General features: G+C 60.3%; 20 protein-coding genes and 3 pseudogenes. 16 read left to right on the top strand and 7 right to left on the bottom strand.

The annotated features are described in order from the left end of the window. Positions 1-292 precede the first annotated feature (292 nt). The 4 genes from HDG32_RS01445 (at position 293) to HDG32_RS01430 (ending at position 4,235) form a co-directional block, all read left to right on the top strand. Complete coding sequence (locus tag HDG32_RS01445) at positions 293-670, top strand: STAS/SEC14 domain-containing protein (protein ID WP_090807178.1); 378 nt, start codon at positions 293-295, stop codon at positions 668-670. 312 nt (positions 671-982) lie between these two features. After that, entirely contained in the window at positions 983-1,414 is a 432-nt protein-coding gene (locus HDG32_RS01440) for a hypothetical protein (RefSeq protein WP_090807180.1), read from the top strand. A 316-nt stretch (positions 1,415-1,730) separates the two neighbouring features. Further along, positions 1,731-3,581 carry an FAD-binding oxidoreductase gene (locus HDG32_RS01435; RefSeq protein WP_260335487.1) on the top strand — a complete coding sequence of 617 codons (1,851 nt, stop codon included), beginning with the start codon at positions 1,731-1,733 and terminating at the stop codon, positions 3,579-3,581. A gap of 243 nt (positions 3,582-3,824) precedes the next feature. Beyond that, the gene (locus HDG32_RS01430) at positions 3,825-4,235 is read left to right on the top strand and encodes a hypothetical protein (RefSeq protein ID WP_184062639.1); all 411 of its coding nucleotides are present in this window, start codon (positions 3,825-3,827) and stop codon (positions 4,233-4,235) included. 343 nt (positions 4,236-4,578) lie between these two features. Here HDG32_RS01430 and HDG32_RS01425 read toward each other — a convergent pair whose 3' ends face one another. Further along, on the bottom strand, positions 4,579-5,628 hold the full coding sequence (locus HDG32_RS01425; RefSeq protein WP_184062637.1) for a methyltransferase: 1,050 nt from the start codon (positions 5,626-5,628) through the stop codon (positions 4,579-4,581). 529 nt (positions 5,629-6,157) lie between these two features. On the opposite strand from HDG32_RS01425, the gene HDG32_RS01420 reads away from it, so the two are divergent. Beyond that, on the top strand, positions 6,158-6,802 hold the full coding sequence (locus HDG32_RS01420; protein ID WP_184062635.1) for a hypothetical protein: 645 nt from the start codon (positions 6,158-6,160) through the stop codon (positions 6,800-6,802). A 167-nt stretch (positions 6,803-6,969) separates the two neighbouring features. On the opposite strand, the gene HDG32_RS01415 is transcribed toward HDG32_RS01420, so the two are convergent. Further along, a complete protein-coding gene (locus tag HDG32_RS01415) occupies positions 6,970-7,506 on the bottom strand; it encodes an alpha/beta hydrolase (protein ID WP_184062633.1) in 537 nt (178 codons plus the stop codon). 124 nt (positions 7,507-7,630) lie between these two features. Between HDG32_RS01415 and HDG32_RS01410 the strand changes: the two genes are divergently transcribed. Together HDG32_RS01410 and HDG32_RS01405 are read left to right on the top strand one after the other, a co-directional pair. Then, positions 7,631-8,089: an Lrp/AsnC family transcriptional regulator gene (locus tag HDG32_RS01410; protein WP_184062631.1), complete on the top strand. Its 459-nt coding sequence runs from the start codon at positions 7,631-7,633 to the stop codon at positions 8,087-8,089. 167 nt (positions 8,090-8,256) lie between these two features. Beyond that, on the top strand, positions 8,257-8,748 hold the full coding sequence (locus HDG32_RS01405; protein ID WP_311539119.1) for a nitronate monooxygenase: 492 nt from the start codon (positions 8,257-8,259) through the stop codon (positions 8,746-8,748). Between the two features lie 251 nt (positions 8,749-8,999). Here the strand turns inward: HDG32_RS01405 and HDG32_RS01400 are convergent. Beyond that, positions 9,000-9,751, bottom strand: a pseudogene (locus tag HDG32_RS01400) (efflux RND transporter permease subunit); the annotation flags it as partial. A 374-nt stretch (positions 9,752-10,125) separates the two neighbouring features. Next, positions 10,126-10,581 carry a helix-turn-helix domain-containing protein gene (locus tag HDG32_RS01395; protein ID WP_184062629.1) on the bottom strand — a complete coding sequence of 152 codons (456 nt, stop codon included), beginning with the start codon at positions 10,579-10,581 and terminating at the stop codon, positions 10,126-10,128. Positions 10,582-10,726: 145 nt separating this feature from the next. Between HDG32_RS01395 and HDG32_RS01390 the strand changes: the two genes are divergently transcribed. The 4 genes from HDG32_RS01390 to HDG32_RS01375 all read left to right on the top strand — a co-directional run bounded on the left by HDG32_RS01390 (position 10,727) and on the right by HDG32_RS01375 (position 14,841). After that, positions 10,727-11,725 carry an aldo/keto reductase gene (locus HDG32_RS01390; protein WP_018422833.1) on the top strand — a complete coding sequence of 333 codons (999 nt, stop codon included), beginning with the start codon at positions 10,727-10,729 and terminating at the stop codon, positions 11,723-11,725. Positions 11,726-11,741: 16 nt separating this feature from the next. Next, the gene (locus tag HDG32_RS01385) at positions 11,742-12,053 is read left to right on the top strand and encodes a high-potential iron-sulfur protein (RefSeq protein ID WP_184062627.1); all 312 of its coding nucleotides are present in this window, start codon (positions 11,742-11,744) and stop codon (positions 12,051-12,053) included. A 71-nt stretch (positions 12,054-12,124) separates the two neighbouring features. After that, positions 12,125-12,577: a (2Fe-2S)-binding protein gene (locus tag HDG32_RS01380; RefSeq protein ID WP_026226223.1), complete on the top strand. Its 453-nt coding sequence runs from the start codon at positions 12,125-12,127 to the stop codon at positions 12,575-12,577. After that, the gene (locus HDG32_RS01375; RefSeq protein WP_184062625.1) at positions 12,577-14,841 is read left to right on the top strand and encodes a xanthine dehydrogenase family protein molybdopterin-binding subunit; all 2,265 of its coding nucleotides are present in this window, start codon (positions 12,577-12,579) and stop codon (positions 14,839-14,841) included. Before HDG32_RS01380 ends, HDG32_RS01375 begins: the two co-directional genes overlap by 1 nt. Here HDG32_RS01375 and HDG32_RS01370 read toward each other — a convergent pair. From HDG32_RS01370 to HDG32_RS01360, 3 genes and pseudogenes are all read right to left on the bottom strand, one after another. Further along, a pseudogene (locus HDG32_RS01370) lies at positions 14,841-15,437 on the bottom strand (ankyrin repeat domain-containing protein); the annotation flags it as partial. The gene HDG32_RS01375 and the pseudogene HDG32_RS01370 overlap by 1 nt on opposite strands. 49 nt (positions 15,438-15,486) lie before the next feature. Then, positions 15,487-15,801: pseudogene (locus HDG32_RS01365) on the bottom strand (catalase-related domain-containing protein); the annotation flags it as partial. Positions 15,802-15,882: 81 nt separating this feature from the next. After that, positions 15,883-17,295, bottom strand: coding sequence for a DHA2 family efflux MFS transporter permease subunit (locus HDG32_RS01360; RefSeq protein ID WP_184063361.1), 1,413 nt, complete (start codon positions 17,293-17,295; stop codon positions 15,883-15,885). Between the two features lie 593 nt (positions 17,296-17,888). Here HDG32_RS01360 and HDG32_RS01355 point away from each other — a divergent pair. The 5 genes from HDG32_RS01355 to HDG32_RS01335 are packed head-to-tail and all read left to right on the top strand — an operon-like array spanning position 17,889 to position 20,509. Next, positions 17,889-18,311, top strand: coding sequence for a xanthine dehydrogenase family protein subunit M (locus tag HDG32_RS01355; protein WP_260335485.1), 423 nt, complete (start codon positions 17,889-17,891; stop codon positions 18,309-18,311). Positions 18,312-18,339: 28 nt separating this feature from the next. Further along, positions 18,340-18,798 carry a molybdopterin cofactor-binding domain-containing protein gene (locus tag HDG32_RS01350; protein ID WP_260335484.1) on the top strand — a complete coding sequence of 153 codons (459 nt, stop codon included), beginning with the start codon at positions 18,340-18,342 and terminating at the stop codon, positions 18,796-18,798. A gap of 14 nt (positions 18,799-18,812) precedes the next feature. Next, positions 18,813-19,694, top strand: coding sequence for an NAD(P)-dependent oxidoreductase (locus HDG32_RS01345; protein ID WP_184062624.1), 882 nt, complete (start codon positions 18,813-18,815; stop codon positions 19,692-19,694). 9 nt (positions 19,695-19,703) lie between these two features. Next, positions 19,704-20,153, top strand: a complete 450-nt coding sequence (locus HDG32_RS01340; RefSeq protein ID WP_184062623.1) for a CoxG family protein — start codon at positions 19,704-19,706, stop codon at positions 20,151-20,153. A 44-nt stretch (positions 20,154-20,197) separates the two neighbouring features. After that, positions 20,198-20,509, top strand: a complete 312-nt coding sequence (locus HDG32_RS01335; RefSeq protein ID WP_184062622.1) for an NIPSNAP family protein — start codon at positions 20,198-20,200, stop codon at positions 20,507-20,509. Positions 20,510-20,525: the final 16 nt, after the last annotated feature.

Below are 20,525 nucleotides of genomic sequence, written 5' to 3'. Positions count from 1 at the left end.
TCGATCACGACATCGCGAGCCTGCTGGAACGGTCGGCTGATGCCGAACCGGCTCCGGCACCCCGGCCGCGCATGAAGGGGCGGCTTCATAATTCCGACAATAAAGCACGCTAAGCGGTGGACGCAGGTTGCCGGCTGCGCATTCGTGTCCGCCTCTTGTCGGCCGGCCGTGAGCGGTCACTGACCCTGCGAGAACTGTTACCCGAAGCGGTCGCTCATGAGCCTACAATAGGAACGCATCATCGCGGCCGCAGGCACCGAATTGCACTGCGGAGAACCAATGGGGGACGGCGATGTTCAAATTCATCGATGGGTTACCGCAAGATGTGCTCGCGATCGAAGCCACGGGCAAGGTTACGCACGACGACTACAAAAGTACACTCATACCCAAGGCTGAGGCGATGATGGGCAAGGGGCCGATCAAGATGCTCTATGTCGTCGGGAAAGAGTTCACGGGATTTGAGGTTGGAGCGCTTTGGGATGACGGCGCGTTCGGGCTGAGGCACTGGCACGATTTCAGCCACATCGCAGTGGTTACGGATCTCGCATGGCTACGGGTTATGGTTGGTATGCTAAAACCCTTTTTTCATGGCGATGTCCGCTTGTTCTCGCTTGCTGAATTGCCTACCGCGAGACGCTGGATCACGGACTCCAAGCGAGTTAGTCGATGAATAACATCCGCTGGTAAAAATCTGAAATCCATCTGCGCTACAAGGCGTTTCTACGGAAGATGAATTTGCCGGAACAACCTCATTGCACCATTTTCGATTCCCTATTGCTGTCAGTCACGAGTGTCTCAAGCGGTCGGCCCCGGCCTTCCGCGCGAGACGCAGCTCGCGAATTCAGGCCCGTGGCGTCATCTGGCAGAGGTCGGCCAGTTAAAGACCTTCGACGTCTCGGCCAAAATTGACGACAATGTTCCCAAGGAAAGATTGCGGGTCGTGCTCCGTCGTCGGAGACGCCGCTGAATCTAAAAGGAAAACATGAGACGACTGTTCCTCGCTGGGCTCGCAGCCACCTCTTTCGTGACTTGCGTTCATGCGCAAAGCAACGCGTCCGGCCCGCTCGTCACGCCCTCGGGTAACTTGCAATTCGTGCGCGTCGACGGCGATTTCGTGGGGATGCTCGACAAGGAAATTTTCGATCGCTTTAGCGCGAGCATGCTCACGCATTTCGACGACGTAGGCAATGCAAATGACAGCGTCACGCGCACGCTCGTGCAGACTGATTCCGGCCCGGTGCTGTACGACTTTCGCCACCATCCGCCGCTTGTGCAACGCTCGGGTAAGCGCATGACGGTCAAGCGCGTGTTCTGGCAAGGCGATGAAGTCGTGATGCAAAGCTCGCAAGGCTGGTTCCAGTTCAAACGCGGCGTGCTGACGAAGCTGCAGTCGTCTACGACGACGTACCATTGATTACGCGCACACCCCCCAACACACGAGCCAGCGATGACATACGTCGCCTCGCCGCGCACGTCGTTGCCTTTTTCCAAGTTGCCTTAACCTCTTGCGGGTCGAGCTCAGCGCGTCGTCGTGGGACAGGTTTCGGCCAATCGACCCCGAAGGCTAAGTCGTTGAAAATCTGTCCGGCGGTGGGCTGGGGCCTAACGATTTGCGGTGCACGGTTGGCGGACTTCGAACGCTTGATGCACGTCTTCCGGTCACCCCATTATTCGAAGAGTTCTGCCGGTTTCTCAGTCATCCGGGTTGCAACCATATTGAGATTTCACGCATGCCGATGAAACCTTCAAACAAAACCACGTCCTCGAAAAGACGACGTATTTTGCAATCTGCGGTCGGAATCACATTTTTGCATGGTGCCCGGAAACAGATGCTCGCTTCGGCGCAAGCGGCGGTATCCGGAGCGTTCACTCGCGTGCGTCCGGGCGATCCAGGCTGGCCGTCCGAGGCGCATTGGAACGAACTCAGCCAGCAGGTCGGCAATGCACTGGTGAAAGTGCAATCGCCCCTGGTGGCTTGCCTGAACGCGCCCGATAGTGACGACTGCAGGCAACTATTCAGGGAGCTCAAGAACCCCTATTTTCTCGGCGACGAGGTGGGTCTAACGCAAACCCTCGGCTGGGTTGACGCGTGGACATCGACACCCAGCGTCTACGCGGTGGCTGCCCGCAACACGGATGACGTCGTCGTCGCCGTTAACTTCGCACGTCGGAACAATCTCCGCCTCGTGGTGAAGGGCGGCGGCCACAGCTATCAAGGCACATCGAATGCGCCGGACTCTCTGCTGGTCTGGACGCGAAAAATGAACAACATCACCGTGCAGAACGCGTTTGTCGGCACAGGATGCGAGGGACATGCGGCACCGGTGAGGGCGGTCACGGCCGGTGCCGGCGCGCTCTGGGCGCACGTCTACGATGCGGTCACTACCAAGGCGGGCGGTTACGTGCAAGGTGGCGGCTGCATGACGGTCGGCGTGGCTGGCCTGATCCAAAGCGGCGGGTTCGGCAGCTTTTCCAAGGCCTACGGACTGGCCGCGGGAAGCCTGCTCGAAGCGGAAGTTGTGACGGCAGATGGCGCGGTCCGGATCGCCAATGCCTGCACGAATCCCGATCTATTCTGGGCGCTGAAAGGCGGCGGCGGGAGCCTGGGCGTGGTCACCCGGCTGACGCTGCGGGTTCACGAATTGCCCGAGACTTTCGGCGCGGTGAACATGACGATCAAGGCGACATCGACGTCTGCGTTTCGCCGGCTGATTGGCGTGATCATCGACTTCTATAATCAGAACCTGATGAACCCGCACTGGGGCGAACAGATCAGATTTCGCCGCGACAACGTCCTCACTATCTCGATGGTGTTCCAGGGGCTCAGTCGCAGTGAAGCGCAAGCGATCTGGGAGCCGTTCATGGATACGCTTGCCGCGTCCCCGGACGATTTCAAGGTCGAGTTCTCGCCACTGAAGATTGTCGCCATCTCGGCCCGCAGTTTCTGGGCTCCAACCCTGTTCAAGAAGCTCCTCGGCTTCATCAGCACCGACGACCGGCCGGGCGCACCCGACGACAATATCTTTTGGTCGGGTAATCGCGGAGAGGCGGGACAAGTGCTACACGGCTACGAGTCCGCGTGGCTCCCCGCGGCCTTGCTGCAAGATGACCGGCGTCAAACCCTGGCCGACACGCTGTTTGCGGCGACCCGTCAATGGAGCGTGTCGCTGCACGTCAACAAGGGCTTGGCGGGTGCACCGGCGGAGGCTGTCGCTGCCGCGAGAAACACAGCCACGAACCCGGCCGCGCTGGACGCCTTCGCGTTGCTTATCGCCGGGGCGGAGGGGCCGCCCGCGTATCCGGGCATTCAGGGCCACGAGCCCGACACCGCGCTGGCGCGCCGGGACCGGCAGGCCATCGGACGTGCAATGGCCGAGGTGCGCAAGCTGGTTCCAGACGCCGGTTCCTACGTGGCGGAAAGCAATTTTTTCGACGCGGACTGGCAGCGGTCCTTCTGGGGCTCAAATTACAGCAGGCTGCTCGCCATTAAGGATCAGTATGATCCCGATGGTTTGTTCTTCGTTCATCACGGCGTAGGGAGCGAACGCTGGAGCGCCGACGGTTTCACGAAAATCGTCTGAACGACTCGACCTTCGAACTCGCACATATGGTTCAGCGGAAATCACATTTCGAAATCTCGTATTGAGGCTTCCCAGCACCATTCGGTCATGACAGGCCGCTAACGTGAATGTTGAAAGGCTATATCCGGTCGACTCCCGCCGACCGCATCGGGCAGGACCCGGCCAAGACCGGTCGTTCGACACACCGGCGCGAATCGTCGACAATCGAGTGAAACAACTTCATTTCCGACGGAAATCAGGCGGATGGAACCTTGCGAGATCCAATTTACAGTGGATAACCTTTGCCATTGGGCAGGCATGGGCGACTATGTGCTGACACCGCCTGATCGCAGTTATGCGGTCACGCTGCGATATCAGGGTGAACCGCCACATGGGGATTCATTTCACATTATTGATGTGGCCGGGCGCAGGTTTCCAGGCTATGCATGGGGTTGCATGTTCGTGATGTCCGATTGCTCGAACTTCATTGCCTTCAGTTGGATGGAACGGAAATTCGAAAGACTGACGACGGTGATCGACGTGAGACATTCCAGTTACTTCGTTTTGCAGCAATACATCTACCATCCACGCATCGAGTGGCCATCAATTCTGGACGCAGCGAACGAACAGGAAGCGTATGCATTCGACGGGACGGAGGCTTGGATGGTCTTTTGACGTTTCGAACCTTCATGTCCGCATCTAGGAGCCATCTTCGATTGGAGATTTGCGGTGGGGCAAGGTCTGCGCCTGATTATTACGCAGACGGTGCCCAAGGCCCTAGGCGCGGTCAGCACTACCTTCCGGTGCACCTCGCGGGGTGCCGTCTCCCGCCGCAGCGCCAACTATATCGATGTCTCGAAACAAAAGCATAGTCGGCGGTCTTCTCGGCGAAGGTTCTCGTTGCCCCGGGCCGGCTGGCCCGTCGGACGGTCGTCGGCCAGTTGCGGTCAATCGGCACGGCATCGTAGATCGTTGTCAATCTATGACCAGTCACCAAACTAGTGCACCGGCTGGCCGACTATCGAATCCCGATGATCATCGAATCCGGCCCGAGTAGTGGTTCGACCCGAATCTCCCTGAAGCCGACGTCGGCCATCCATTCACGGCACTGCGCACCCGTATAGTCAAAGCCCCCGGGCGTCTCGATTAGCATATTGAGGCTCATCAGCAAGCCGAACGCATTCTGTCTGCGCTCATCGTCAATAATGGCGTCGTAGACGATCAGGCAGCCGCCCGGAGGCAGCGCCTCATAACATTTGGCGAGCAGTTCGCGCTTCTGCTCGAGATTCCAGTCGTGAAGAATGTGGCCCATCACGAGCACGTCGGCCGACGGGCAGGCTTCCTTGAAGAAATCGCCCGGATGGAAACGAAGGCGCTCCTTTAACCCGTGTTCCGCGACATACTTGTCAAATAAAGGTCCGACTGCCGGCAAATCGAAGCCGCCACCCGTGAGATGCGGATGCGCGCTTGCAACCTCTACGACTAAAGCGCCTTGCGCCGCACCAATGTCGACGAACGAACCGTAGTCTTGCCAAGGAAATTTCTGCGCAAGCGCTTTAGCGGCGCCGAGGCTGATCCCAGTCATCGATTCCAGAAAAACACGCAGTGTTCGTTCGTTCCGATAGATCGCATCAAACGGGTTGCCGCCCTGCTTCGCCTCGTTCTGCGGCAGTCCGCTGCGCAGCGCTTCGGTAAGCGATCCCCAGAACGGATATAGTCGGTCGTTAGCCATTTGCAGTATTCCCCCGATATATCCCGGTTGCGTTCTATCGAGAAATAGTCCTGTCTCGCACGTGTTCCGATAGAGACCGTTTTCTCGCTCCAGCACCTGCAACGAAACCAAAGCATCGAGAAAGTCCAAAGCCGATCTCGGATGCAATCCCAACTCGTCAGTCAACTGCTCACCGTTGCGAGGCCCTTTCCCGAGGTGCGTAAATACACCGAGCTCGACCGCGGACAGCAACGCTTTAGAGCCCCAAAATCCCATGCCCAGTTGCATGAGATTAGCGGGCGAATAGGCTGCCCCGTCTACGTCGTCAGACACTCTTGTGCCGGATTGATATTCCATTGACTCATTTCCTTTGGCGAACGCGATAATGGGGTTGCGGTTTGTACTGCACGACTACATTCACAGAACACCTTGTCGTTAGACTTTATTCCCGCGCCCCAATCCAGGCAGACAAATTGCCCGAACAGCGCACGGCCCATTTCCGCTGAATCCCGCGGCTAAACTGGCGAGCACCGCGCCGCCCTGAATGTCCGGTCTCGGCGATCTCGAATGACTGAAACGGGTCGTATTTGGGCTTTCAGTTGCCCGGATTCTGCCATATCCTTCGTTAGCCGCTCTCATAGAATGAGCGTTAGCGAGAAGTCGATAATCGCCTGTCCGCTCATCCTCTGACTTGCGTTGCTCGATTCATCTGATGTCCGGCGGCATGAACAAGCATAAGCCGCGCCATTGCCACCCCGCGAGCAGGTAACAGGCAAATGGCGCAGAATAGAATCGCGCGCATGTTCGCGCACGCGAGAGGACGTGGCGCCCGACTTTGGACGTCAGAGCCTCCATGTTAGTGAGACAACCTTGCTGTAGTGAGACCATGAAGAAAGGAAAGACAAAACTCACCCGCCACGATGCTGAGCGCCTTTTCGAAGGCCTGCCCAGCGGGAACGTGAAAGTAAGCGGCCGGCCCGAGAACCCATTCGAAGCCGGGGCGTTCGACGCGGTCGAGCGCGTCGACAACGAAACCAAACTCTGGAAGGACAACCTCATTACTCTTCCGATGGCGATCGAGCTGCCTACTGGCTACGAGTCGGTGTCTCACGTACGCGAGGCGATGGCGAAAGCATGGCACGCGAAGTGGGTAAGGGAAGGAAAAAACGAGGTTGTCGCTGAGTTTCCTGAGGGTTGGACAGCCGTTCGGCAGGGAAGTGGACCCACGGAGTTGCGAGATTCCACCGGCGTAGTTCGCGCGGTATACGGGTGGGCGGAGGACGCGGAGCTCAGGATTCTGCCGCGGTATCTGGTTGAATCACAGACGAACAGTTCAAGCGGACTGGGCAGCCTGGTTGTCCGTGATCGCTTGAACGGTCTGGTTCTTGAAAGATCGTCAATATGGTCTGCCCAAACCGGTACCAACCATCCCGACTGGGCCAGACTGTCGGCGTGGCTCAACTTACACTATCCACAATATCGCGATCCGCTTCGGTACTGGGAAGACTACGGTAAAAACGTCCAAAACTAAATAAGCCATTTTCTGGCGTGCCGTCGTCAATCAGCGGCGCCATCCCGAAACTGGATGGGTGTTTCCATTGCCGCTCAGTGAAGAACTATTCCACCGTCGGCGGCTGCGACCCGTGAGCGATCCGACCTCGCACGCTGGAATAGGCACGCCGGCGGTTGAACACCGGATCAACCGTTGTTCATCTTCTCCAGCAATCGAAACCCTTCGGGCCAATTGCCAAGGTTGCTGTCGGCGTTGAGATGTCCCTTCGCTCTAACTTCGACGAGTTCGCTGCCCCACGCAGCTGCGCAGGCGCGTGCGTGGTCCACGCTGCCGTATGGATCGTTGGTGCTGGATACGACGGTCGTCGGAAACGGCAACTGCTCCGATGGCAGGGGCGCGAATCCGCCCGCGGCTACCCGGGGAAATGCCGGTGATACCGGGTCCGGCACGGCCACAAGCAGCGCGCCACGAATCTTCCGCGCGTACCTGGCAGCCCAATGGACCACGGCCAGACATCCGAGGCTGTGCGCCACTATGACAGTCTCCCTCCCGTTTGCCGCTAGCTGCCGTTCTATCGCCGCTACCCACTCATCGCACACGACGTAATCCCAATCCTCGAGTGCGAGGCGTTGCCAATCCGGATGCGCGGCTTGCCATACGCTCTGCCAGTGCAATGGACTGGAGTTGCCGATGCCAGGAACAACAAGAACGGGGTAGTCCATCTGCCAGATCTCCATGAGTGAATGAGCATCCAGTGTAAAAGCTCGCGAATTCAGGCAACATCGCAAATCAAATGGATTGATGGTCATACACAAACGAATTGACTGAGCTTGAGGGTGCTTACAAATGAAAACTAAGCCGGTAACGTTGGACAGGCTCGACTGGCGGATCTTGGAGGTGCTTCAGCGCAATGCACGTGTCACCAACACGGAACTTGGGAAGCAGATCGGGCTTTCTCAGCCGGCTGTCACCGCCCGCATCAGAAGGCTCGAGGAGCGGGGAGTCATCGAGGGCTACGCGGCGCGGATAAATCCCGGCCTCGTCGGTCGGGGCATCGCGGCGATCGTGCGAATCCGCACCACCCATGCTGAGATTAAGCATTGCCTGAGCGCCTTCGAAGCAATGCCTGAGATCGTCGAGGCGCACCGGATCACTGGTGAAGACTGCTTCATCGTTCGGATTGTGGTTGAAGAGATGGCCCAGCTCGAAACCGCAATCGACGCGCTTGCCAGATTCGGGCCCGTGACCACTTCTGTCGTGCTAGCGAGCTATCCGCCGAAGGCGATCCTCGGATCGCAGACTTGACGGGCTGCTTTGTAGAAATCTGGATGACCGCTTGGGGTCGATAGTACCCTTCGTTTAGCACCCCCCAGCGGGGGAAATGCGGTCAGCGTCGCAGCGATGCACAATATAGTCGACGTGGCGAGCGCGCAAAACCACGCACTAGTCATGACCAGGCGAAGGAGCGTGCGATGGGCACCACTGAAAACTCAAGTAACCTGCTTGCGAAACTCGGAATTGCTGTACCGATCATCCAGGCGCCGATGGCCGGTTGGGCCACCCCGGCGCTGGCTGCGGCCGTGTCCGATGCAGGTGCGCTGGGCTCCGTCGGTCTTGGCGGCATGACTGCGGAGAACGCTCGCGCCCTCATCCGCGAAACACGTTTGCTCACTGAACGTCCATTCAACGTGAATGTCTTTTGCCATGTTCGACCACCCGCAGACTTGGCGCGTGACGCGCGTTGGCTCACGTATCTGAAGCCGCATTTCGAGCGCTTCCAGGCACAGCCGCCAACGGCCCTCGGCGCGGGTTACTCAAGCTTCGTCGACGACGACGCGATGTTGACGTTGCTGTTAGAAGAACGCGGCCCATACACCAACTCGCCTAATGGTGAACCGTCGCGGCATCCCCGTGATTTCAATGCAGATTACGACTGTAGTGCGATCCAGACACGACAAGGTTAAGCGGTCAGCTCGAACTGGACCGTCCCTATTTAATGCGGCGCAGCATGATTCGAATGCGGCACTTTTTTGTTGTCGCTTCACAAGCCTTGTTGGTAGGCGATCCCGCAGACTTTGCGGATCTGCAATCGATGCAGTCTCAGAAATCGCGGTTGCTGGTGCAAACTTTGACCCTGCCTCGTGCTTGCGACTTCGACGGTGATAGCGGCCGTTCGATCAATTTTTCCCCCGAACTTTGTTGTACGCCCATAGGTGGGCAGATCGTTGAGCGCGGCTATGGTGTCCGTGCTGCCGTTCATCTGCACGTTGTATTCCTTCGTGCCGATCTTCGCGGTGCCGCCCGGCAGGATCAGGTTCTGCGCGTTGACGGCGTTGACCACGTCGAGCGGTGCGAGGCCTTTGGCTTGCAATGCGCGCGGGTCGATATCGACCATGATCTGCCGGACCTTGCCGCCGAACGGCAGCGGCACCGACGCGCCTTGTACCGTCGCCAACTGAGTGCGGATCGCGCTGTTGCCGAGGTCGTAGAGTTGCTGTTCGGAGAGCGTGTCGCTGCGGAGAGCGTGTCGCTGGAGAGGCCGAGTTGCAGGATCGGCACCGTCGAGGCGTTATAGGTAACGATGTTCGGCGGCAGCGTGCCGGGCGGCAGCACGCGTAGGATCGATGCGGAGTTCGACGCTGCCTCGGCGATCGCGCGATCGATGTCCGCGCCCGGATGGAAAAAGATCTTCACCACCGAGACGCCGTTCAGCGATTGCGACTCGATATGCTCGATGTCGTCGACGTCCGAGCTCAGCGCGCGCTCGTAATTCGACGTGATGCGATTGGCCATGTCCTGGGCGGAAAAGCCGTTGTACGTCCAGACGATGCTGACCACCGGGATATCGATGTTCGGGAAGATATCGGTCGGCGTGCGCAGTATCGCAAGCGGGCCGACGATAAGGATCAGTACGGCGAGGACCACGAAGGTATAAGGGCGGCGCAGCGCGAGCTGGACGATCCACATGACGGGTTCCTGAAATGAGGCCATGAAGGCACGGCGTTCCTGCGCTGTCAGAGCGCGTGACGCGGGCTTCGCGAGTCAGGAGTGTGATGGTGCGGCCCTTATGGGCTGCGGTCGGCTAGATTACCGTTCTGTTATCTGGTGTTGATGGGAACGTGCGGTGACGTGAGGACTCACGCGCGATCTATCGATCGTGGCCGGCCTCGCGTCTATGGAGACGGTTCAGGAAGACACCGGCGACCCGACCACCCATGGCAAGCGCGCTGCCAACGCGCCGCGCTTCCAGGCGAATGCGTTCCACGTTTGCCGCGTTCCGGGCGTCCCTGATGTCGCAACGTCTTACCAGGCTCGCGGCCAACCTGACAGTGCGCGTTCGGCTATTCCAGGCGCGTTTCTGAGCCGGACTCCGCGTCCCGGTTCGAAGGCGCGCGATCGGTACGCCTTTCGCCGAGATCGAACTGCCGTCGCGCCGATTCCATTTCCGCCATATGCGCTTCCACCCAGTCCCAGATCCCACAGATCTTGTCGAGCAGACTGCGTCCTAGCGGCGTCAACTGATAGTCGACACGAGGCGGTATCACGGGATGCACATAGCGCGTGACGAGACCGTCGCGCTCGAGTTGCCGCAAGGTCTTCGTGAGCATCTTCTGACTGACGCCCCCCACCTCGTCGCGTAGCCGCGAGAAACGCATCTCGCCATGGGTGCCCAGCGCGTCGATCACGAGGATCGTCCACTTGTCGGCGATCTGCTCGATGACGTTGCGCGCGAGGTCATCGGTTTTCTTCTGTGGGTTCTCGGCGGCGTGAGGGCCGTCGTAGCAATTTGTTTCCATGGGGAAAGTATGGAACCTTCAGGTGCCTTCTTGTGATCGCCGGATCCGGCTGAAATAATCGACTCGCCTGCCCGTCCTTTGGGCACGTCGCATTTTCTCGGACCGCATTCGACATGGATGCGGCGCTTTAACCAGAGAGCATCGCATGACTATTGAAACAATTGAAGTTGAGGGTTTATCGACGCCTGTATCGCGTATCGGCCTGGGCACGTGGGCGATCGGCGGATGGATGTGGGGCGGCACTGATGAGAAGGACTCGATTGCGGTGATCCGCCGGGCGCTCGACAGCGGCGTGAACCTTATCGACACGGCGCCGGCGTACGGCTTCGGCGCGTCGGAGGAAATCGTCGGCAAAGCACTGGCCGATGGATATCGCCACAAGGCAGTCATCGCGACTAAAGTCGCTCTCGAATGGCAGGACGGCAAGGTATTTCGCAATGCTTCGCCGGAGCGCATTCGTCACGAAGTAGAGGATACACTTCGGCGCTTGCGGACAGATTACATCGATCTATACCAGGTTCACTGGCCCGATCCGCTCGTGCCAATCGAAGAGACGGCCGCGGTGCTGAACGACCTACGCAAGGAAGGCAAGGTTCGCGCTCTCGGCGTCAGCAATTTCTCTGCGGCGCAAATGGACGCGTTCCGCCGCGTGGCGCCGCTGTCCACCACGCAGCCGCCTTATAACCTGTTTGAACGCGACATCGACCGCGATGTGCTGCCTTATGTGAAACAGCATGGGCTGGTTGCACTCGCCTATGGCGCACTGTGCCGCGGATTGCTGGCAGGGCGCATCGGCGCCGAGACGCGTTTCGAGGGTGACGATCTGCGTCAACATGACCCGAAGTTCCGTGCGCCGCGTCGTCAGCAGTATGTCGACGCTGTGAAAGCACTGGACGTCTTCGCGCGCGATAACTTCGACAAGTCGGTGCTTGCGCTTGCAGTGCGCTGGGTGCTGGACCGCGGCCCGACGATCGCGCTGTGGGGTGCGCGCCGTCCGTCGCAACTGGACGGACTCGAAGCCGCGTTCGGCTGGCGACTCGACGACAAGGCCTTCGCGCAAATCGACGCGATCGTCTCGCAATTCGTCAAGGACCCGGTAGGCCCGGAGTTTATGGCGCCGCCGCAACGTGTTCTGGTGTCGTGAAAGGAGTGTATTGAACATGCGAACCCATCGACGAACTTTCATTGTGCATACCGTTGGCGCCGCGGCGCTGGCAATGACCGGCGGCACGGCGTGGGCCGCGCCCACGCAGCTTCAGGAAAGCGATCCGGCCGCGCAGGCGCTCGGCTACCGGACCGACGCATCGCGCGTCGATCACGCGAAATATCCGCGCTTCAGCGCCACCCAGCGCTGCTCGAATTGCCAGTTCTATCAGGGCAAGCCAGCCGACACGAGCGCGCTTTGCGCGCTGTTTGGTGCGAAACAGGTGAGCGGCGCGGGATGGTGCAACGCCTATCAGGCGAGAGCCTGATAGGCTTGGGCGGGTAAAGCGATACGGCGCATGACGACTTCGTGCCGTTCGCGTCGACTACGAGGAATCAGTTGATGGAACTCATTGTGAACGGCGTTCATCACAACGTCGATGCGGACGCGAATATGCCGCTGCTGTGGGCAGTCCGTGATCTGCTCGGGCTGCACGGTACCAAGTTCGGTTGCGGGGTCGGCGCGTGCGGCGCATGCACGGTCCATCTGGACGGTGTCGCTGTGCGTTCGTGTGTGACCGCACTGGCGGATGTTCAGGGCAAGCCCGTCACGACCATCGAGGGACTCGGCAAAGGCGGCGATCACCCCGTGCAGCGCGCGTGGAAAGCCGCCAATGTGCCGCAGTGCGGTTACTGCCAGCCTGGACAGATCATGCAGGCCGCGTCGTTGCTCAAGCAGACGCCGAAGCCGAGTGACGAGCAGATCGTCGAAGCGATGTCCGGCAATGTTTGCCGCTGTGGCACCTATCAACGCATCAAGGCCGCCATCAAGGCGGCAGCGTCGGAGGCGTGATGGGCGAAATCGTCAATCTGAGCCGGCGCGGGGTGTTGAAAGGGACTTTGGCAGGTGGGGTTGTGCTGGGCTTGCAGATCGGCGGCGCGGGTACCGCACTCGCGGCGAGCGTGCTGTCATCCGCGAATGGCGCTAAAGCGGCTTTCGCACCGAACGTGTACGTCTCGGTCGCGCCGTCCGGCGAGATCATTCTGGTCGTGCATCGTTCGGAGATGGGGACCGGTATCCGCACCAGTCTCGCGATGATTCTTGCGGACGAACTCGATGCCGACTGGAACACCGTCAAGGTCGTGCAGGCGCAAGGCGATGCGAAGTATGGCGACCAGAATACCGATGGCTCGCGCAGCATCCGCCAGTTCTTCCAGCCATTGCGCGAAGCAGGTGGCACGGCCCGGCAGATGCTCGTGGCGGCCGCCGCCGTGCAATGGCGCGTGGCGCCGGCGACCTGCCACACTGAGCCGGGTCATGTCGTGCATGCGGCGAGCGGGCGGCGCGTGGCCTACGGCGCGCTCGCAACGGCGGCGGCGCGTCAGCCGGTGCCGGGCCGTGACACGCTGCATCTGAAAGACGAGGGTACCTGGCGCTATATCGGCAAGTCGCTGCCGATCGTCGATCTCGACGACATCGTCCACGGCCGGGCGACGTACGGCATCGATGTCGTGTTGCCCCGAATGACGTACGCGTCGATCGAACGTTCGGTGGTCTATGGCGCGACGCTCAAGAGCGTCGATTCGACCGAAACGATGAAAGTGCCCGGCGTGCTGCATGTGGTCCGCATTCCCGCTGCGCCGTTGCCCGCCGGTTTCCAGCCGCTGGGCGGCATCGCGGTGGTGGCAACCAGCACCTGGTCTGCGATGCAAGGGCGGCGGAAATTGAGGCTCGACTGGGACCTTGGGCCGAATGCATCCTATGACAGTCAGGCTTATCGCAAGGCGCTCGAGGACACCGCGCGGCAGCCGGGCAAAATCGTTCGCAACAACGGCGACACAGCGGCTGCGCTAAAGAGCGCCGCCCACCATGTCTCGGCGGACTACTATGTGCCGCACCTGGCGCACGCGGCGATGGAGCCGCTCGCCGCGACCGCGTCCTACGCGAACGGTGCGGTTGAAGTATGGACCGCGACGCAGAATCCACAGCAGGCTCGCACGACCGTGGCACAGGTGCTCGGCTTGCAGGAGCCGGCCGTGACGATCAATGTCACGTTATTGGGCGGCGGCTTCGGCCGCAAGTCCAAGCCTGACTATGTGGCCGAGGCGGCGTTCCTGTCACGCGAGGTTGGCGCTCCCGTGAAGCTCACGTGGACTCGCGAAGACGATGTGCACAACGACTATTTCCATGCGGTGTGCGCCCAGCACATGGAAGGCGGGCTCGATGCGCAAGGCAAGACGGTCGCGTGGTTGCACCGCACGGTGTTTCCGTCGATCAGTTCGACATTCAAGGCTGATGTCCGTTACGGGGCGGCGGGTGAACTGGGGCAGGGCGTGACCGACATGCCTTACGACATCGCCAACGTGCGGTGTGAGAACGGCGCCGCCTCTGCACACACGCGCATCGGCTGGTATCGATCGGTGTACAACATTCCCCACGGCTTCGCATTAGGGTCGTTCGTCGATGAACTTGCCGCGGCCGCGCGGCACGATCCGGTGCAGCACCTGCTCACGCTGCTCGGCACGCCGCGGCATGTCGATCTGCATGCACTAGGGGTCGATTACCCAAACTACGGCGCGTCGATCGACGAGTATCCGATCGACACCGCCCGCTATGCGGCCGTGGTTCGCGCGGCCGCCGTGCGCTCCGGGTGGTCGACCGTATTGCCGGCGCGGCACGGGCGCGGGATTGCGGTACATCGCAGCTTTCTGAGTTACGTGGCGGCGGTCGCGCATGTGCAGGTGGCCGACGACGGTTCGGTGCGTGTGACACGCGTCGATCTGGCCGTCGACTGCGGGCGCATCGTCAATCCCGATCGGGTTATTGCGCAGTTCGAGGGTGCGGTGGTGATGGCGCTCGGCAACACGTTATACAGTGAACTCACTTTCCGGAACGGCGCGTCGGAGCAATCGAACTTCACGGACTACCAAGTTGCCCGTATCGATTCCGTTCCCGAGACACACGTGTATATCGTGCCGAGCGATGCGCCGCCGGGCGGTGTTGGCGAGCCGGGCGTGCCGCCGACTTCAGCGGCCATCTGCAACGCGATCTTCAATGCGACCGGCCAGCGCATTCGTGCGTTGCCGGTGGATACGTCGCTGCTGAAACGGGCGTAGCGGCGCAACGCATCGGTTGCGGCGGTATTGTGTTGCGAAATGGCCATTTGCAGCGCGGTGCCTCCGCGTGCGTGGACATGATTGACGTTCGCTCCGTGCGCCACCAGCATCGCAAGCATATCGAGCCGGCCGAACAGCGCAGCAAACGATAGCGCCGTTTCCCCTGCGTTGTTGGTTTGATCGATAGGGCAGCGCGTCCCGAGCAATATTTGCGCAATGTTCGTTTCGCCCTTGAAAAGCGCACCCATCAACGCGGTATTGCCGTGCTTGTCGGCGGCGCATGCGTTGGCGTGTGCGGAAAGAAGCGCCTTTAGCGTGTCCGGGTGATTGTCATACGCGCTAAGAATGAGCGCCGTATATCCGTCAGGCGTTGCGGTTTCGATCGGATAGTGTGCGTCGATCAGCAATTGAACGATATCGGTGCGCCCTTCGCGCGCCGCGGCGAACCAATCATCGGTGTATCCCCGCGCGTCGACCGTGCCGGAATACGTTGCTGGCCGACAAACGTGCTCCGCACAACTCGCGGTCAGGAGTGCGGCTATCGCTGCCACGGGTGCGTTTCGAACTACTCGCCGCGCAGTAGAGAAACCTCGCATGACATTCTCCGTCGGAAATCGTATTCAGGCAACACGGGGCCTACTGGCTTCAGTTATTGCCAAGGTGCGACGCCATATCCTGCACGCGTGAGAGATCCGCATGTGTGGCGCGCGCGAGGCGGGTACCGTAATCGGGATCAGCCTTGTAGAAGTACGACAGCATCGTGTACTTGTTCGCGTCGTTTGTTACACGGCCCAGATCGCCCGACAATGCCGTGACCCGATCCGCCTTGTTGGCTTCAGGTAGCGTCCGGTAGAACTCGCCAGCCTGACGGAAGTCGAGCGTCTTGTGGATCGCCATTTGCTGCGTCGTTCCGCTGAGCGGCGTCTGCACGGACTTGTACCTGGCCTGCTGCGAGATCTCCGCTACCCGGGTCATTCTGAACGGACTCTCTCTGTTTAATTTGGACCGGTAGCCGTCAATGCGCTCGATACAATTTCCGCACTACTGCGATGCGGCTTGCGTATGGCCGCTAACCTCGCAGCCGGCATCGGGTTCGATGCCGATAAAGTAGAGCATGGAGATCAGTACCAACACCGCGACAAGCAGAAATGCGACCCGGAAGTCAGCGAGCGAAAGCTGCGCGTGGCCGCCATGTATCAGGACTGCAGCATGCAGCGCGATCGCACCGAATGCGATGCCTAGACCGATGGTCATCTGCTGGACCATGCTGAAAAACGTGCTCGCCGAACTCATCCGCGCCGACGGCACGTCCGCGAATGCGAGCGTGTTGATGCTGGTGAAGTGCATCGATCGGCATAGCCCGCCGATCAGCAGCACCAGCATGATCAGCGTGCGTGGCGTGTCCGGCGAGAGTAGGGCGCACAGGGCGATGGTGGCGGCAGTGAGCAGGCCATTCACGATCATTACCTTGCGAAAACCAAAGCGCTTGAGAATGGGCGTGGTGACGGTCTTCATGGCCAGATTGCCGGCCGCGTAAGCGAGCACGAGCAAACCGGCGGCGAACGCGTTCAGCCCGAAACCGAGTTGGAAGAACAGCGGCAACAGGAAGGGCGAAACGCTGACCGAGACGACATACAACGAACCTCCTTCGAGGGTCAAGCGAAAGGTCGGGATTCGCCACGGCGCAAGATCGATCAGCGGATGTTCGGCACGCCGGAAATGCCGTACCGCGAAGGCCGCGGCGACCATGCCACCCGTCAGGGCTGCGACCGTGATGTGCCAGTCGCCATATGGTTGCCCAACGAGTTCCATGCCATACATGAGGCAGGTTAGTGCGACTCCGCTAAGCACGAATCCGGGCACATCGAACGGCCGGCGGCTGGATTCGCGGTAGTTCGGAATGAACGTGGCGGTCAGCACCAGACCCAGCAGACCGATCGGTACGTTCAGCAAAAAGATCCACCGCCAGCTGAAATAGGTCGATATAAAGCCGCCCAGCGCTGGACCCAGCACCGGTGCGGCCAACCCGGGCCAGGTAATGTAGGCGATCGAGCGCATCAGATGACGCTTCTCAGTGCTGCGCAGCACCGCGAGCCGGCCTACCGGCACCATCATTGCACCGCCGAGTCCCTGCAGGATCCGCGCGACTGTGAATTCGACGAGACCGTTGCTGAGTCCGCAAAGTATCGAGGCGCCCGTGAACACGACGATGGCGCTACCGAACACAGAGCGTTGCCCAAAGCGATCCGCCACCCAGCCGCTGATCGGGATGAAAACCGCGAGCGCGAGCAGATAGGCGGTCATGCCGATACTCAACCTCACGGGCGTGACGCCGAACGTAGCGGCCATGTGGGGCAGCGCCGTCGCAATCACCGTAGCGTCGAGGTTCTCCATGAAATAGGCACTGGCAACGATCAATGCGATGACGACCGATTGACGGCTTGACAAAGACATGAGCGGAGAACCGATACGGGTTGAGTGGCAGACTCGCAAACGCCTTGGCGCGGGTGTTTGCCGATGCCGGCAGTCACAGATGAAGCTCGCTTCGCGATGGCACTGAGATAGTGCATGGCTAGACCGGGAGCATGGCGACACCGGTTCATGCTTGCGGACGATGTACTCTATCAAATCATAAGTCGTCATGTGAAGATGTATTTGAAAAACCCGTTCACAAGGGAGGGGCATGAAGGCAGGGATGGCGCCGATCAAACGGCCGAAAAAAAAACGCCACATCGCGATTTCCCTTACAAATAAGCAAATACACCAGCTTGCATGCTGGATCGACGTCGAGCCTGTTCATGGAAATTTAGTCGTCAATTGACGATTTAATTTATCGGCGATATCCTCGTTGCCAATGCGATGGCTGAAGCAGTAGCTGTCCCCACGGGGTGAACAGCGCCGCGCATGCGGCTGGAGCGAATCATGAGCAGCGTCAAGCGAATCGGGAATGGCCGACGTCGATTGCCTCGGTTATCGGCGGGCGGGGGCTGTCGCGGGTTGCCGGTCTTCGCCCGGAATTGCGGCCTGAGTCCGCGGGCGCAAGGCATATGAAACCCACCGCATTTTCGTATCACCGGCCGAGCACGCTCGACGACGCGCTGTCGCTTCTTGCTCTTCACGGTTTTGACGCCAAGCTGATCGCCGGAGGACAAAGCCTCGCGCCGATGATGAATATGCGCTTCGCGCAACCGGCGCACCTGGTCGATCTGAATGCGCTGCCTCAACTCAAGGGCGTCACGCTTGAACCCGATACGCTAGCGGTCGGCGCAATGACGCGCCATCACGAGTTGGCCACCAGCAACACAGTGCGCGCTGATTGCCCGCTACTGGCTGAAGCGGCGGCGACGATCGGACATTACGCGATCCGACAGCGCGGGACGCTCGGCGGCAGTCTCGCGCATGCGGACCCCGCGGCGCAATTACCGCTCATTGCGAGCACGCCAGGCGCAAGGTTTGACGCCGGGCCTTGAATTTCACCTGACTTACGACCCTCCGGCCATGACCTATTCGAATGCGGCTCATGGATGCGAGATCGAGGTGGACGTCTTGACCGGCGCAATCCGTATCGCGCGTTACGTCGTCGCCGAAGACTGCGGCACGCTGCTCAATCCCACCGTGGTGGAAGGGCAGCAGCATGGCGCCGTGGCGATGGGACTGTCGGGCGTGCTGTTCGAGCAGATGCGTTACGACGACTCAGGACAGAACGTGACCGGCTCACTCGCCGACTACCTGATCGCTACTTCAACTGAATTGCCCAACTTCGAGATCATCCCGCTGCATACGCCTGGCAAGTCGACGGCGGCCGGCATCAAGGGGATGGCCGAAGGCGGGGTGATGGGAGCGATCGGCGCATTGACCAACGCGGTCAATGATGCGCTTGCGTCATTTGGCGTCGTTGCCGACCGTCATTCACTGACTCCCATGCTATTGCGCGACTTGCTGCGCGACAAACTCTGAACGGACCAACCATCATGAATCAATCTACAGGCAAACCCGCGATTGGCTTTATCGGCCTTGGCATCATGGGTTTCTCGATGGCCTCGCGGCTCGCCGCCGCCGGCTATCCGCTGCATGTCTATAACCGTACGCGTGCGAAGGCTGAGCCGCTCATCGAGGCCGGCGCGACATGGCAAGCGACCCCGCGGGCGCTCGCCGAAGTATCGGACGTCGTGTTCACGATTGTCGGCACCCCCGCGGACGTCCGCGCACTATATCTGGGCGACGACGGTCTGATCGCGCATGCGCGGCGCGATGCGGTGCTGGTCGACATGACGACGTCGAGTCCAAAACTGGCCGAAGGGTTGGCCGCGCACGCCGCTGAGCGCGGGGTGCACATGCTGGATGCGCCGGTATCGGGCGGCGACATCGGTGCGCGCGAAGGGCGCCTGTCGATCATGGTCGGCGGCGCAAGCGCTGTGCTCGCACGCGTGGAACCGATGTTGCGCTGCCTCGGCACCAACATCGTCCTGCAAGGCGGCCCGGGTGCGGGTCAGCACACGAAGCTGTGCAATCAGATCGTCATTGCGTCGACGATGATGGGCGTGTGCGAAGGGCTCGCCTATGCGCACAGCGCCGGGCTGGATGCCGACACCGTATTGAGCGCGATTGGCGGAGGTGCGGCGGGTGGATTCCAGCTGAACAACCTGGGGCCGCGCATTGCCAAGGGCGATTTTGCGCCCGGTTTCTTCATCGAGCATTTCATCAAGGACATGCGGATTGCGCACGAGGAAGCGCGGAGCATGGGACGTGAATTGCCGGGTCTGGAACTGGTGCGCGTAATGTACCAGGAGTTGGCCGAGCGGGGCTGCGCGCGCAACGGCACGCAGGCGCTGTTCAAACTCTACGAGCGCTGAGCGGCGGCGATGAAGCTGACAGATCAAACCATCCTGCCCGTGCCCCCTGAAGCCGCATGGCGTGCATTGAACGATCCCGTAGTACTCGAAGCATGCCTGCCTGGCTGCAAAGCGCTGAAGAGGCTTCACGACCTGCATTTCGAATCGACCGTGCAGATTCGCGTCGGTCCGATGGCGGCGACCTTCAAAAGCAACGTCGAATTGTCGGATCTTGATCCGCCCAGGGCCTATACGATTGCCGGTATGGGCAGTGCAGGTGCGCTGGGCTTCGCCAAAGTCACTGCGCGCCTGCAACTTGGAGCGCAAGGCAATACGACCGTGCTGGTGTACGACGCTGACGTCGGGATTGGCGGGAAGCTGATGAGCGTGGGCTCGCGCCTGATTCAGTCCGCCGCGAGCAAGAATCTCGATGAGTTCTTCAGCGTGCTGAAGGCGCATGTCGAAAGCCACGCGGTCTGACGGCGGTGTGCTGCGAGAGAGTACCGATCGAAACAGAGGGAATCATGTTGGTAGAAATGCGTACATATCAGATTACGGCGGGAAAGACAGGCGAGTTCCTGGACATCTACGAGCGCGAAGGGCTCGGCATCATCAGTCAGTACGCCCGCCTCAAGGGTTGCTGGACGAAGGACTCAGGCACGTTGAACTCGATCGTGTTTTGCTGGGGCTACGAGGGCTACGGGCATCGGGCCGCGCAGCGCGCGAAACTCGCAGTCGATCCACGCTGGCAAGCTTTCACGCCGCGCATCCTGCCGTATCTCCTCCATCAGGAATCGGTGTTTCTGTCGCCAGTGCCGTTTTGCCCAATGGACTGAAGTGACTGGTGAATTT

This window comes from Paraburkholderia sp. CI2, from assembly GCF_014201055.1.
Classification (GTDB): Bacteria; Pseudomonadota; Gammaproteobacteria; order Burkholderiales; family Burkholderiaceae; genus Paraburkholderia; species Paraburkholderia tuberum.
This window is presented reverse-complemented; position numbering and strand designations above follow the sequence as displayed.

What these genes read in the sequence shown, in the direction of transcription:
- HDG32_RS01445 (WP_090807178.1), top strand. Translation starts at nt 293, where the DNA reads ATGTTCAAATTCATCGATGGGTTACCGCAAGATGTGCTCGCGATCGAA.
- HDG32_RS01440 (WP_090807180.1), top strand. Translation starts at nt 983, where the DNA reads ATGAGACGACTGTTCCTCGCTGGGCTCGCAGCCACCTCTTTCGTGACT.
- HDG32_RS01435 (WP_260335487.1), top strand. Translation starts at nt 1,731, where the DNA reads ATGCCGATGAAACCTTCAAACAAAACCACGTCCTCGAAAAGACGACGT.
- HDG32_RS01430 (WP_184062639.1), top strand. Translation starts at nt 3,825, where the DNA reads ATGGAACCTTGCGAGATCCAATTTACAGTGGATAACCTTTGCCATTGG.
- HDG32_RS01425 (WP_184062637.1), bottom strand. Translation starts at nt 5,628, where the DNA reads ATGGAATATCAATCCGGCACAAGAGTGTCTGACGACGTAGACGGGGCA.
- HDG32_RS01420 (WP_184062635.1), top strand. Translation starts at nt 6,158, where the DNA reads ATGAAGAAAGGAAAGACAAAACTCACCCGCCACGATGCTGAGCGCCTT.
- HDG32_RS01415 (WP_184062633.1), bottom strand. Translation starts at nt 7,506, where the DNA reads ATGGACTACCCCGTTCTTGTTGTTCCTGGCATCGGCAACTCCAGTCCA.
- HDG32_RS01410 (WP_184062631.1), top strand. Translation starts at nt 7,631, where the DNA reads ATGAAAACTAAGCCGGTAACGTTGGACAGGCTCGACTGGCGGATCTTG.
- HDG32_RS01405 (WP_311539119.1), top strand. Translation starts at nt 8,257, where the DNA reads ATGGGCACCACTGAAAACTCAAGTAACCTGCTTGCGAAACTCGGAATT.
- HDG32_RS01395 (WP_184062629.1), bottom strand. Translation starts at nt 10,581, where the DNA reads ATGGAAACAAATTGCTACGACGGCCCTCACGCCGCCGAGAACCCACAG.
- HDG32_RS01390 (WP_018422833.1), top strand. Translation starts at nt 10,727, where the DNA reads ATGACTATTGAAACAATTGAAGTTGAGGGTTTATCGACGCCTGTATCG.
- HDG32_RS01385 (WP_184062627.1), top strand. Translation starts at nt 11,742, where the DNA reads ATGCGAACCCATCGACGAACTTTCATTGTGCATACCGTTGGCGCCGCG.
- HDG32_RS01375 (WP_184062625.1), top strand. Translation starts at nt 12,577, where the DNA reads ATGGGCGAAATCGTCAATCTGAGCCGGCGCGGGGTGTTGAAAGGGACT.
- HDG32_RS01360 (WP_184063361.1), bottom strand. Translation starts at nt 17,295, where the DNA reads ATGTCTTTGTCAAGCCGTCAATCGGTCGTCATCGCATTGATCGTTGCC.
- HDG32_RS01355 (WP_260335485.1), top strand. Translation starts at nt 17,889, where the DNA reads ATGAAACCCACCGCATTTTCGTATCACCGGCCGAGCACGCTCGACGAC.
- HDG32_RS01350 (WP_260335484.1), top strand. Translation starts at nt 18,340, where the DNA reads ATGACCTATTCGAATGCGGCTCATGGATGCGAGATCGAGGTGGACGTC.
- HDG32_RS01345 (WP_184062624.1), top strand. Translation starts at nt 18,813, where the DNA reads ATGAATCAATCTACAGGCAAACCCGCGATTGGCTTTATCGGCCTTGGC.
- HDG32_RS01340 (WP_184062623.1), top strand. Translation starts at nt 19,704, where the DNA reads ATGAAGCTGACAGATCAAACCATCCTGCCCGTGCCCCCTGAAGCCGCA.
- HDG32_RS01335 (WP_184062622.1), top strand. Translation starts at nt 20,198, where the DNA reads ATGTTGGTAGAAATGCGTACATATCAGATTACGGCGGGAAAGACAGGC.